Annotated in this window: 10 protein-coding genes; 3 read left to right on the top strand and 7 right to left on the bottom strand. The window is 72.8% G+C overall.

Going from position 1 to position 12,619, the window contains the following annotated elements:
* Positions 1–34 precede the first annotated feature (34 nt).
* From ADK52_RS26510 to ADK52_RS26500, 3 genes are all read right to left on the bottom strand, one after another.
* Complete coding sequence (locus ADK52_RS26510; protein ID WP_053692337.1) at positions 35–1,240, bottom strand: cytochrome P450; 1,206 nt, start codon at positions 1,238–1,240, stop codon at positions 35–37.
* A 122-nt stretch (positions 1,241–1,362) separates the two neighbouring features.
* Positions 1,363–2,103 (bottom strand): serine hydrolase, encoded by a 741-nt coding sequence (locus ADK52_RS26505; RefSeq protein ID WP_053692336.1) that lies wholly within the window; start codon positions 2,101–2,103, stop codon positions 1,363–1,365.
* Between the two features lie 142 nt (positions 2,104–2,245).
* Positions 2,246–5,740 carry a S8 family serine peptidase gene (locus tag ADK52_RS26500; protein ID WP_199828553.1) on the bottom strand — a complete coding sequence of 1,165 codons (3,495 nt, stop codon included), beginning with the start codon at positions 5,738–5,740 and terminating at the stop codon, positions 2,246–2,248.
* A 236-nt stretch (positions 5,741–5,976) separates the two neighbouring features.
* Between ADK52_RS26500 and ADK52_RS26495 the strand changes: the two genes are divergently transcribed.
* The 3 genes from ADK52_RS26495 to ADK52_RS26485 all read left to right on the top strand — a co-directional run bounded on the left by ADK52_RS26495 (position 5,977) and on the right by ADK52_RS26485 (position 9,872).
* Positions 5,977–7,482 (top strand): MFS transporter, encoded by a 1,506-nt coding sequence (locus tag ADK52_RS26495; protein ID WP_053692393.1) that lies wholly within the window; start codon positions 5,977–5,979, stop codon positions 7,480–7,482.
* Between the two features lie 10 nt (positions 7,483–7,492).
* A complete protein-coding gene (locus ADK52_RS26490) occupies positions 7,493–8,119 on the top strand; it encodes a DUF6629 family protein (protein WP_053692334.1) in 627 nt (208 codons plus the stop codon).
* Between the two features lie 91 nt (positions 8,120–8,210).
* Positions 8,211–9,872 carry a GMC oxidoreductase gene (locus tag ADK52_RS26485; protein ID WP_053692333.1) on the top strand — a complete coding sequence of 554 codons (1,662 nt, stop codon included), beginning with the start codon at positions 8,211–8,213 and terminating at the stop codon, positions 9,870–9,872.
* Between the two features lie 122 nt (positions 9,873–9,994).
* Here ADK52_RS26485 and ADK52_RS26480 read toward each other — a convergent pair whose 3' ends face one another.
* The 4 genes from ADK52_RS26480 to ADK52_RS26465 all read right to left on the bottom strand — a co-directional run bounded on the left by ADK52_RS26480 (position 9,995) and on the right by ADK52_RS26465 (position 12,542).
* Positions 9,995–10,474, bottom strand: a complete 480-nt coding sequence (locus ADK52_RS26480) for a carboxymuconolactone decarboxylase family protein (protein WP_053692332.1) — start codon at positions 10,472–10,474, stop codon at positions 9,995–9,997.
* Complete coding sequence (locus tag ADK52_RS26475) at positions 10,471–11,553, bottom strand: dihydrodipicolinate reductase (RefSeq protein WP_053692331.1); 1,083 nt, start codon at positions 11,551–11,553, stop codon at positions 10,471–10,473. The genes ADK52_RS26480 and ADK52_RS26475 overlap by 4 nt, the downstream gene beginning before the upstream one ends.
* A gap of 58 nt (positions 11,554–11,611) precedes the next feature.
* A complete protein-coding gene (locus ADK52_RS26470) occupies positions 11,612–11,734 on the bottom strand; it encodes a DUF6126 family protein (RefSeq protein WP_053692330.1) in 123 nt (40 codons plus the stop codon).
* Positions 11,735–11,831: 97 nt separating this feature from the next.
* The gene (locus tag ADK52_RS26465; protein WP_234344241.1) at positions 11,832–12,542 is read right to left on the bottom strand and encodes a helix-turn-helix domain-containing protein; all 711 of its coding nucleotides are present in this window, start codon (positions 12,540–12,542) and stop codon (positions 11,832–11,834) included.
* Positions 12,543–12,619: the final 77 nt, after the last annotated feature.

Here is a 12,619-nt window from a genome sequence, read left to right as displayed (position 1 = left end):
GTCGGCGACGGGTGTCGGCGGCGGGTGGCGTCGGTCAGCGGCGGGTGAGGGTGAGCCGGATGCCGCGCGGGTCCAGTGCCAGGGGCAGCGGTCCGGGCGGGTCGAGTACCGGCCGGGTGGCCGTGATCCGGCGGCGGCGCAGGACTTCGGCGCACAGCGCGGTGGTGATCAGCAGACCCAGCCGGTCACCCGGGCAGCGGCCCGGGCCATGGCCGAACGGGGCCATCCGGAGGTCCTCGTCCGCGCCGGGGGTCTTCCAGCGGCCCGGTACGAACACGTGCGCGGCGGGCACGTGCTCCGGGTCGCGCTGGTGGAAGTGGGCGGGCAACAGGACGGTGGTGCCGGCGGGGTGGCGTACGCCCCGCCACTCGCTCACGGTACGGGTGACGCGGATCAGGTCCGGCACCGCCGGGTACAGGCGCAGGCATTCCCGTACGCAGGCCCGCAGCCGGGGCAGTTCCTCGGGGGCGCCGCGGCCGGCGGCCTCGGCGGCCGCGGCGTCCTGCTCGGCGGAGTGGGTGCCGAGCAGGAGCAGGGTGCGCAGCACCGTGGCGGGGATGCCGTCCATGGCCCGCAGGGTCTGTTCCTCGCGGTCGGCGTAGGCGGCGGAGCGGCCGAGCAGGGTGTGCCCGTCGGCTTCCGCGGCGCGCTCGCGGCCGCGGCGGCGGAGCCGGCCGAGCAGGCCGGGCAGCGGCTCGTCTCCCGCGGCCGCGCCGTCTCCGAGCACGATGCGGCGGGCGGCGCGGGCCACGGTGTGCCGGGCGCGGGCCAGGTCGAGGGTGGCGGCGGCGGTCAGGTGCCGGGCCTCTTCGGCGATGACGGCGCGGACGGCGGCGCAGGAGCGGATTCCGCCGGGGCCGGGCGACAGGACGGCGGCGGGTTCCGCTTCGTAGAACTGCGGGAGTTCCTGCGGGTCGAGCAGGACGAGTACGGCTCCGGAGAGCCCGCGCACGAGTACGGGGGCTCCGCCGTGGCGGGCCCGCAGGGCGCGCAGGGTCTCGGCGGAGAAGGCGGGACGGGCGCCGCCGGAGCCGCGGCCGCGGACCAGGAGCGGAAGGGCCCGGCCGGCCGCGAACCGGACGGCCCCGCCGCGGCCGGCCCGTGCCTGCTGCCCGCGCGAGACGGCGGACTGGGTCGTACCGGGACCGGTCATGGCCGCACCACCTCCCTGCGATCCGGCCGCCGGGGCGAGGTCCTCCGGCAGGACGTCCAGGGCGGCGGCCTCGTGAAGCGTGCGCATCCGGGTACCTCCGCGCGCGGCCGGAAACCAACGGTCGGTGACATCGCCCTCACCGTACGTCCCCCAAGCCACCCCCGCGCCCCGAGCACTACCCGGGGGATCCGGAACGCGGGCCCCGGCCGCTAGGGAGTTGGTGCGAAGGCCGCTTCGCGGAAGGTTGTGCGGAGGGGGCCCGGGGGGTGGGTGGGGAGGAGGAGCGCCCAGCGGTGGAGGCGGGGGGAGAGCCAGAGCGCCGGGGCGTCGCCGTAGGACCAGGTGCCGTGCGGGGCCGGGTGCCAGAGGAGGCCGCGGGCCGGGGTCAGTTCGCCGGTGCGGATGCGGAGGGACTCGGTGATCCACGCGCGGGTGAGCGGGTGCTCCGCCGGGGAGAGGAGGTGGCTCAGGAAGCGGACGAGGTCGGCCGGGGGCGCGTGCAGGGTGCCGTCGGCGAAGCCGGTGGCGGTCATGCCGAGGGGGTGCCAGATCCGGGTGGCGGCGAGCTCGGCGAGGGGGCTGCCGGTGAGGTGCTCGGCGAGGCGGGTGAGTGCGGTGTGGGCCGTGGGGCCGGTGGAGTGGCTCAGGAGGTGGTGTGCGGTGGTCCCCGCGGCGGCTTCGACCCCGTAGGCCGTGAGGGGCGTGTGCAGCCGCAGGGCCTCTTCGGCGACGAGGCTCCCGATCACGGGCCACAGGGCGAGCACGGGCATCAGCCCGCCGACGTCGCGGACCGGGTCCCCGTCCGCCGACCCGGCGTACCGCCCCTCGGGCCCCCCGACGGCCCATGTCGCCTCGGGGTCCGCGGCCCGCAGCACGCCTCGGATCCGGTCGGCCGCCTCGGCCGCGCCGGGCACTTCGGGCACGTCGGTCCGGTCGCTTTGGAGCGTCATGGGCCCCACGCTAGCCATCGGGTGGGCGGGCGCGCGGGCGCGGCGCCCGGAGCCGGCGCGTATGCGCTTGCGGCCACCCGAATGGCACCGGGAGGGGCGGGCCGCCCTTCGGCGGCCCGCCCCCGCTGTCCGCCGGTGCCCGTCAGCCCTTGTCGGGGCGGTCCGTCACGCGGAGGGAGTTCAGCAGCGGCTTGCCGTACCCGCCGTGCGCGACGAAGCGGACGTTGAGCACGCCGTCCGTGACCGTGACCGTGTACGTCCGGGTCAGGGCCGTGTACGGGCCGGCCTCCAGCGCGATGTCCAGCGAGGGCAGTACCTGCGTGCCCTCGGCCATCACGTCGAAGACCCGCTTGTTCGGCTTCGTCGAGGACAGCTCCGCGAAGCCGAGCTCCACGGTGTACGTGCCGTTCGGGACGTTGTCGAAGCGGTACTCGTACATGCCCTCACGGGCGTTGCGGAACAGCTTCTGATCGGCCGTGCCCGCGATCGTGCGCCCGGTGGAGTGCGTCGAGGAGCTGCCCTGGTAGCCGTACGAGCCGGCCGTGTACTTGCGGTCCGGGGACCAGCTGTCCCCGAGCGTGTCCGTGGCCGCGGAGTCGGAGCCCGCGTCCAGGGCCACCTGGTAGCGCGGGACCACGACCTTGACCGGGACCGTGAGGACCGGGCTGCGGCCGCTCACCGAGCTGATCCGCAGGTTCGCCGTGAGGACGGAGCCGGCGGCCAGACCCGTGGTGTCGACGGCCAGGTTCACGGTGGCCTTGCCACCGATCGCCAGGTTCCCGGTGTCGGGGGTGGCCGTCAGCCAGGCCGCGTCCTCGGCCACGGTGAACTGCGAGTCGAGTGTGCCCGAGTTGGTGAGTTCCAGGGTGCGGGTGCGCTTCTGGCCCGCCGGGAGGACGAGCTCCAGGGCGGGCTGGGACGCGGTGACCCGCGCCGTGCGCAGGGACTCGTTCAGGGCGGTGACGCCGCCCTGCTCCACGGTGAGCGCGTTGGTCACCCCCGTGTACCAGTCGGCCAGGATGGTGACGGTGTTCTTGCCGGAGCGGGCTTGCAGGAGGTAGCCGCCGTCCGCCGCGGTGGTCGCCGTGACGGCGTCGGCGCCGGTGCCGACGGTCACCGTGGCCCCCGCGACGCCCTTGCCGTCGTTCGCGTCGAGCACCCGGCCCGCGACCACGCCGCTCTTGGTGGTCTTGAAGGCGATGGCGAGCCCGTCGGTGATGACGGCCTGGTTGAAGGAGTACCTGAAGGCGTCGGTGCCCGTCGCGTTCTCCACGCCGACCGTGGCCGTGGAGCCGCCCTTGATGCCGGTGCCGCCCGTCCCCTTGTACGTGTACACGACGGTGCCGTCCTCGCCGATCGCCGCCGAGAACGAGAACTTGTCGGTCTGCGCCGACCAGTGGGACACCTCGCGCCACTCGATCACGTACGTCCGGTGCGGAGCGGTGCCGGTGACGCCGGTGAAGACGCCCGAGCCGCTGCCGGCCGCGCCGACGACCAGGTCGTCCCAGAACGGGTAGAGCGCCGCGTTCGGCGTGGCCGTGCTGGGGAGGTCCCCGTTGATGTCACCGGTGTTGTTGCCGCCGAAGCTGACCGTGCCGTTCGTCCCGATCCAGGCCTGGCCGTACGTCTTTCCGTACAGCGGGACCGGGAACGGCAGGTCGACGCGCTCGGTGGTGTTGTCGCCGGTCAGCGCGAGCTGCCGGTCCCCGGCCGCGTACGGGCGGCCGCCCGGGGTGGAGCAGCCGTAGCCGTAGCCGTCGGTGCGCTCGGGCAGCGAGACCGCGACCGTCGTGTCGCCCGCGACGGTGGTCTGGGCGCTGCCGCCGGTGAGGCAGCGGGAGGAGTGCGCGGCCCGTACCTCGTACGTGCCGTGCGGCAGGGTGACCTCGAAGCGGCCCTGCTCGTCGGCGGTCGCGGTCACCGGGGTGTCCGTGACGGTGACGATGGCGCCCGCGGCGGGACCGGCGGCCGAGGTGACCGTGCCGGTGAGCTTGCCGGAGGGGGCCTGGGTGAGGGTGAAGTCGCCGGTGGCGGTGGCGTTCTCGGTCACCGTCGCCGTCGAGGTCTGCTGGCCGTAGCCGAACTTGGAGACGGTGAGCGTGTAGTCGCCGACCGAAAGGGAGCGGAAGGTGTAGGTGCCGTCGGCCGCGGTGGTCGTCGTACGGCCGATCGGGCCGGCGGCGGTGACCTTGGCGCCCGCGACCGGGGTGCCGGCGGAGCGGACGGTGCCGGAGACGGCGCCGATGGCGCCGCGCGGGGCGCCCGAGACGGCGGCGAACGCGTCGAGCTTGCCCTCGCCGAACACGTTGTTGTCGGCGGCGTTGCCGCCGCACTGGCCGTTGTCGGTGTCCTGGGCGGTGCCGTTCAGCAGCTGCTCCGTCTGCGCGACGTCGCCTTCGAGGGCGGGAGCGGCGGACCAGAGCAGGGCCACGGTGGCCGCGGTGTGCGGTGAGGCCATGGAGGTGCCGGAGAAGGCCTCGTACCCGCCGCCGGGGACGGAGGAGCGGACGTTCACGCCGGGGGCCGCGATGTTGGGCTTGACGATCCCGCCGGGGCCCGCGCCGCGCGAGGAGAACGGCGCGATCGCGCCGTTGATGTCGAAGGCGCCGGAGCTGTAGGAGCTCGCGTAGTCGCCGGGCGAACCGCTGGTGGCGCAGCCGGGGCCGGAGTTCCCGTTGGAGAAGGCGGGGAAGATGCCGGCGGCGCGCCAGGCGTCGACGATCTGCTGGTACCAGTCGTCGTGCGTCGCACTGCCCCAGGAGTTGTTGACGACGTGCGGGGCGAGGTCGGGGCGCGGGTTGTGGCCGCTGAGGTCGGTCGGGGCGACGATCCACTGGCCGGCGGCGAGGAGGGAGGCCTCGGAGCAGGAGTTGGTCTCGCAGCCCTTGGCGGCGATCCACTTGGCCCCGGGGGCCACGCCGATCTTGTTGGCGCCGCCGTCGTCGCCGACCATGGTGCCCATGGTGTGGGTGCCGTGGTCGTTGTTGTCGCAGGGGGCCGCGGTGGGGCAGACGCCGGCCGGATCGAACCAGTTGTAGTTGTGGTCGTACGAGCCGTCGGCGTTCTTGCCGCGGTACTGGCCGTTCACGGCCGGGTGCGTGTAGTCGACGCCGCTGTCGATGTTGGCGACGACGATGCCCTCGCCGCGCACGCCGAGCTGGTCCCAGACCTGCGGGGCCTTGATGCGGTCGATGTTCCACTCGACGGCGTCGGCGGCGGCCTTCTCCCGTTGGCCCTCTGCGGGCTTGGGGAGGGTGACCTTGTCGTCGGCGTCGATCCGGGAGACCTCGGGGCGCTGTGCGAGGGTGCCGGCGAGTTTCTGGCTGCCGACGACGCGGACGGCGTTCACGATCCAGTACGAGGTGTACTCGGCCTTGGCGCCGTCCAGGGCCTTGATCACCTCGGCCTGGCTGCGCGCGGCGTGTTCCTGCTTGGCGTGCAGAACCGTTTCAGCTTTGGCTGCGCGGGTCTTCTGCCGCCCCGCCGCCGTGAGGTCGGCGGCGCTGTCGAGGTAGACCCAGAAGACGGCTTTGCCCGCGTCGTCGAGCTGGGTGCGGAGTTTCGGCTCGATCTTGCGCTCGGCCGCTCCGGGGGTGGGGCCGGGTTCCGGCGCGGCCGCCGCCACGCCCGCGCCCATCGGCAGGAGCAGGGCCGTGGTGAGAGCGGCGAGCGCCGCGCGTAATGATCGTCGCCTGTTGCGTTGGGCCACGTGTGGTCCTCCTCGGACGCCGTGTGCAGGTTGTGCGGGAAGGGCGTGCGCGACGTGCGCGGTCATGGTGAAGGAGGGGTCATGAACATTACAAGAGGGCCTAATGAGCCGTATGCTGCGCGCCTGGGGTGGCCATCGCGGCCCTGGCGGGCCAGCCTGAAGACATGAGCGATCCAGCGTCGGGTACGCAAGAGCGCCTTCCGGCCGGGCCCGGTGTGCCGCTCGCGTCCGCCCGGGGCCGCTGGATCGTGCTGGCCACCGTGCTCGGGTCGACGATGGCCCTGCTGGACTCGACCGTCGTCAACGTCGCCCTCCCCACCATCGGGGTGGATCTGGGCGCCGACCTGGCCGTTCTCCAGTGGACGGTCAACGCGTACATGCTCACCCTGGCCGGGCTGATCCTGGTCGGCGGAGCGCTCGGGGACCGCTTCGGGCGGCGCCGGGTCTTCGTCCTCGGGGTGGTGTGGTTCGCGGGCGCCTCGCTGCTGTGCGGGATCGCGCCCAACGCCGGGGTCCTGGTGGCCGCGCGGGCCCTCCAGGGCGTGGGCGGTGCACTGCTGACCCCCGGTTCGCTCGCGCTGATCCAGGGCTCGATCGCCGCCGGGGACCGGGCCCGGGCCGTCGGGCTGTGGTCGGGGTTCGGCGGGGTGGGCGCGGCCGTCGGACCGTTCCTCGGCGGCTGGCTGGTGGACGGGCCCGGCTGGCGCTGGGTGTTCCTGCTGAACGTGCCGGTGGCCGCGGTGTGCGTGCCGATCGCCCTGCGGCACGTACCGGAATCGCGTGACCCGCACGCGCACGGACGGTTCGACGTGCTCGGCGCGGCCCTGGGGGCCGCGGCCCTCGCCCTGGTGACGTACGCGCTGATCGAGGCCCGTTCCGGGTCCCCGCTGGTGATCGCCTCGGCCATCGGGGGCGTGCTGCTGGGCGCCGTGTTCATCTACGTCGAGCGGCACCGGGCCGATCCGATGCTGCCGCCCGACATCTTCGCCTCCCGGCAGTTCACCGCCGTCAACGTGGTCACCCTCTTCGTGTACGCGGCCTTCAGCGGGTTCTTCTTCCTCGTCGTCCTCCAGCTCCAGGTGGTCTCCGGCTACTCGGCGCTGGCCGCGGGGGCGGCGCTGCTGCCGACGACCTTGCTGATGCTGCTGCTTTCGGCCCGGTCGGGGGCGCTCGGAGAGAAGATCGGGCCGCGGATCCCGCTCACGGTGGGACCGCTGCTGTGCGCGGCCGCGCTGCTGCTGATGCTGCGGGTCGGTCCGGACGCCTCGTACGTACGGGACGTGCTGCCGGCCCTGATCGTGATGGGCATGGGCATGGTGGCCCTGGTGGCTCCCCTGACGGCGACCGTGCTGTCCTCGGTGGACCCCGGGCGGGCCGGCCTGGCCAGCGGCATCAACAACGCGGCCGCCCGGGCGGCCGGGCTGCTGGCGGTCGCGGCGCTGCCGCTGCTGGCCGGCATGGGGCCGGACGCCTACCGCTCGGCGTCCGAGTTCGACGCCGCGTTCGGGCGGGCCATGCTGTGGTGCGCGGGGCTGCTGGTGGCGGGCGCCGTCGTGGCCTGGACCACCGTACGCAAGCCCGTGCCGGGAGCGGGGTGCCACCCGGAGTGCCACACCTTCTGCGCGACGACCTCCCCGCCGCTCGAACCCCCGAGGGCCGCGAAGCCGTGACCCGCGCGCCATGTGCTGGAACGCCACGGCCGATCTGACGGCGGGTGCGGTCGTCACCGCCGTCGGGATCGTGTGCGTGGCGCGCGTACGGCGGCCCCGCGATCTGCCCGTCGCCGCGCTGCCGCTGCTGCTGGGCGCCCACCAGCTGGTGGAGGCGGCCGTATGGCGTGCGGGCGGCGGCTGCGGCCCGGCCACCACGGCCTGGGTGGCGATCGCCCTGCCGGTGCTGCCGGTCTGGGTGCCGTTCGGGGTCCTGCTCGCGGCCGCTCCGGTGGACCGGCTCCGCCTGTGGGCTCCGGCGGCCGTCGGGCTCGCCACCGCCGCCGTGCTCTCGTACTGCCTCGCGACCCGGCCCGCCGTCGCCGAGATCCGGGGCCACACCCTCGGCTACGGCGTGAAGGTTCCGTGGATACCGCTCGTCCTCGCGGGCTACCTCTTCGCCACGCTGGGCGCCCTGCTGCTCTCCGGCGACCGGCGGCTGCGGCTCCTCGGCGCGGTGCTCGCCGTCGGGGCATTGGCCTGCTCAGCGCTGTGGCGGCTGGAATTCGCTTCCACCTGGTGCGCCTTCGCGGCGGTCGCCTCCCTGCTGGTCCTGGGGTGGGTCAGGCGCCCCGGGTCCGGCAGCCCTGTGGCGTGACAGGCCGAAAGTTACCTAGACGTATGTAGTGACTTCCCATGCGCCCGGCAGTAGAACTCGTTCCCATTCCGCCGAGAGTGAGGAACGTCACATGGGTGACAAAGGCCTGCACAAATCCGGCTCCAATGGAATCTCACGTCGTGGATTCATAGCGAGAACAAGTTCTATTCTGGGGGCCGCCGCCGTCGCCGGTCAGATCACCCCGGCGCACGCCCGGACCGTCGCCTCAGAGGCAGCGGCGGCGGCCGCCGGCCCCATCGACAACGGCGCGCACGTCCCGGCCCTGGTGATCGGCACCGGTTACGGGGGCTCCGTCGCCGCCCTGCGGCTCGCCCAGGCCGGCGTCGACGTCCACATGATCGAGATGGGCATGGCCTGGGACACCCCGGGCCCGGACGGCAAGATCTTCTGCAACACGACCACGCCCGACCAGCGCTCCTACTGGCTGCGGACCAGGACCAAGCAGCCCCTGAGCAACTTCCTCGGCTTCCCGATCGACAAGGACATCCCCCGCTACACCGGGATCCTGGACGCCGAGGAGATGGGCGGCATCATCGTCTACCAGGGCCGCGGCGTCGGCGGCGGCTCGCTGGTCAACGGCGGTATGGCGGTCACCCCGAAGCGCGCGAACTTCGGCGCCATCCTCCCGTCGGTGGACGCGGAGGAGATGTACGTCACCTACTACCCGCGGGCCAACGCCGGACTCGGGGTCGGCCTGGTCGACCCGGCCTGGTTCGACACCGTCGACTGCTACCAGTTCGCCCGCGTCGGCCGCAAGCACGCCCAGCGCTCCGGCTTCCCGTTCGTCTTCGTACCGGACGTGTACGACTGGGACTACATGAAGCAGGAGGCGGCCGGGACCGCCCCCAAGTCCGCGGTCGCCGGAGAGATCCTCTACGGCAACAACTACGGCAAGAAGTCGCTGCAGAAGACCTATCTCGCGCAGGCCAGGGCCACCGGCAAGGTCACCGTCTCCCCGCTGCACAAGGTCACTTCCGTCTCCCCCGCGCCGGGCGGCGGCTACACCGTCGCCATCGACCAGATCAACACCACCGGAGCCACCACCGCCACCAAGACCGTGGTCGCCGACAAGGTGTTCTTCGCGGCCGGCAGCGTCGGCACCAGCAAGCTGCTCGTGAAGCTCAAGGCCACCGGAGCGCTGCCCGCCCTGAACGGCGAGATCGGCAAGGGCTGGGGCGACAACGGCAACGTCATGTGCGGCCGGGCCAACCACCTGTGGGACCCCACCGGCAAGGTCCAGGCCTCCATCCCCTGCGGCGGCATCGACAACTGGGACGCGGGCGGGGCCTTCGCCGAGGTGGCACCGCTGCCGACGGGGATCGAGACGTACGCCTCCTTCTACCTGTCGATCACCAAGAACCCGAACCGCGCCGAGTTCACGTACAACGCGGCCTCGGGCAACGTCGAGCTGAACTGGCAGACGGCGTGGAAGCAGCCGTCCATCGACATGGCCAAGAGCATCTTCGACAAGATCAACTCCAAGGAGGGGACGATCTACCGGACGGACCTCTTCGGCACCAACAAGATCTGGGGCGACCACCTCACCTACCACCCGCTCGGCGGTGCGGTCCTGAACAAGGCCACCGACAACTACGGCCGCCTGCACGGCTACACCGGCCTGTACGTGATCGACGGCGCGCTGATCCCCGGCAACACCAGCGTCAACCCGTTCGTCACCATCACGGCGCTGGCCGAGCGCAACATCGAGAAGATCATCGCCACCGACCTGTAGGCGGTCCGTGGATCCGTGAATCCGCAGAGCCGCAGCGCTGCAGAGGCGCAGCGCCGCGCACAGAACAGAACCGGGGCCGTCGGACACACCGACCGGCCCCGGACCCGTTGCCCCGACCGGCCTCAGTGCCCCGGGAGCACGCACACGCTGTCGAGGCCGAGCACGTGGTTGAGCCGGCCGAAGGCCAGCCAGGACCCGATGCTCATCGTCAGCTCCACGATCTCCAGCTGGCTGTAGTGCGCGGTCATCCGCTCCCAGAACTCCTCGTCGAGGTTGTGGTGGTCGAGCGTGTAGCGCTCCGCGTACTCCGCCGCCAGCCGGGTCCGTTCGTCGAAGCGGTCCGTGGTGCGCCAGTCGGTGACGGCGTCTGAGAACTCCTCCTCGACCTTCTCCCCGTCCCGCTCGGTCCGCCAGTCGAGGCAGAACACGCATCCGTTGATCTGCGCGACGCGCAGCCGCGCCGCCTCGAACTCGCGCAGACCCAGGGTGGTGTGGGCGTACACCGACAGGGAGAAGTTCGCGGCGGCCATCCCGATCCCGGGGACCATGTCGCCCCACACGTACTCGATCGGGTGCTGGCCTTCGGGTATGTCGATCCTCATGGCTGTTTCCTTCCGAGTTTGCCGATGGCGGGGCGCAGGGGGACGTCGAGGGCGTCGTAGAGGCCCGGTCCGGCCTCCACCAGCCAGTCGATGGCGCCGACCAGGCGGCCAACGGCGGTGGCGTTGCCGCCCGCCGAGCGGTTCTCGCCCTCGTCGGTGGCCTCGACGGTGACCTCGATGTGCGGGCGGCCCTCGATGATCACGCGGTGGGCGCCGTCGCCGCCGTCGGGCGGCGACGGCCAGTCGGGGGCGCAGGAGGCGTGGATGCGGGTGACGTGCTCGATGACGAGGCGGGGTTCGCCCTCGACGATGCCCTGCACCTCGAAGCGGATGGCGCCCTGGGTGCCGGCCGCGAACTCGCCCATGGTGCGGGTGGTGACGGTGGTGTCGAGGGCGCGGCGGTCCACGGTCTCGCGGATCTCGTCGAGTTCGACACCCAGGGCCCGGGCCATCATGCGGATCTGCCCGCCCCACACCATGGTGGGGACGGACGGCATGAGCATCATCGGCTCGAAGTCCATGGGCTGGCCCATGCCGACGAGGTGACGGACCGAGTCGGGCTGGTCGTAGGTGGAGTAGTCGAATATCTCCTGGCAGCGGATGGCGTCGATGGTGCTGCCGACTCCGCTGAGCAGGAGCGGGAGTACGTCGTTGCCCCAGCCGGGGTCGACGCCGGAGGCGAACAGGGAGCCGCCGCCTTCCGCGACGGCCGCGGCCACCGGATCGCGGAACTCGGGCGGGGCGTTGCGGTGGTCGTAGAGCGGGTAGAGGGCGGGGCTGACGACGACGGCGCCGGACCGGATGGCCCGGGTGATGTCGGCCAGCGCGTCGTCGGGGCGGGTGTCGCCGGAGGCCGCGTAGACGACGGCCTGCGGCCGGGCGGCCAGGACCGCTTCGATGTCGTCGGTGGCCAGGACCCCGGTGTCGTGGTCGAGTTCACCGAGCCGGCCCGCGTCGCGGCCGATTTTATCGGGATGGTGGACGATGACGGCGGCCAGTTTCAGCGCCGGATGGGCCTCTACGGCACGGATGGCCAAACGGCCGACGTTGCCGGTACCCCAGACAACCGTGGAAATCATGCGCGGAGGGTAGCGACAGGACCTGCACGTTTCCAGAGTCGCGGACCCCGGCCTTCGGTTACTGGTTCTGGCCGCCCAGGACGAAGAGGAGGTAGACGAAGAAGGCGAAGAGGTGGCCGACGAACAAGTAGGCGACCAGCCGAATCAGCAGACCGCGCGGAAACTTGGACTGGACCTTCATGGTGGGGCTCCTGGGCTGGGACGGGTCGGAGGGGTTGGAGGGGTTGGAGGGGTCGGAGCGGATGGCGCGGATGGCGCGGATGGACGGGGTGGACGGGCTACCGCTGATGCGCGGGCCCGCCGGAGGCGCCGCCGCCCCCCAGGCACAGCCCGGCGAGGCTGCTCTGCAGCAGGGTGTGGACGAACAGCAGGTCGGCCCCGCCCCGGGTGGCCGCGCCGATCCGGTGCGGGGTGAGGGAGTCGAAGTGCGCGCTGTCCCCGGGCTCCAGCAGGTACTCGGCCTCGGCCAGGTGCAGCCGCAGCCGCCCCTTGAGGACGTACAGCCACTCCTCGCCGGGATGTACGCGGACCAGGTCGCCCTGGCCGCGCCCCTGGGGGTCCCCCCGGACGGAGTCCGGCGGAGGGACGTGCACGCGCAGCGCCTGCATCCCGCGGCCGGAGCCGCCGGCCCGCCAGTACGTCCACCCGTCGGCCTCGCGGGCGCCCGGACCGCCCGCCCGTACGATGGGATCGGCGACGGCGGAGGTCTCGCCGAGCAGTTCCGAGACCGTCGTACCGTAGGTGCGGGCGAGTCCGAGCAGCAGCGGCAGCGAGGGCTGGCGCCGCCCGGTCTCCAGCCGGGACAGGTGCGCGGGCGAGAGCCTGGCCCGCGCGGCGGCGGCCTCCAGGGTGAGCCCGGAGCGGCGTCGCAGGTCACGCAGCTGCGGTGCCACGGAGGGCAGCTCGTCGTCAGCGGCGCCGAGGCCGGGGCCGAGCGGTTCGTCGGGGCGCTCGGGACCGTCGGGGCCGGGGGCAGGACCGGATGTCATGCCCCGATTGAGCCAGAATCCTGCCTCCCTGGCAATGCGCCTTGCCTCTGAGGCAAAAAGCCCGTCGGCCGCCCCTC

The sequence above is a fragment of the Streptomyces sp. WM6372 genome (assembly GCF_001279655.1).
In the GTDB taxonomy this organism is placed as follows: Bacteria; Actinomycetota; Actinomycetes; order Streptomycetales; family Streptomycetaceae; genus Streptomyces.
Note: the sequence above shows the minus strand (reverse complement) of the source record. Positions and strands in the feature narration are given on the sequence as shown.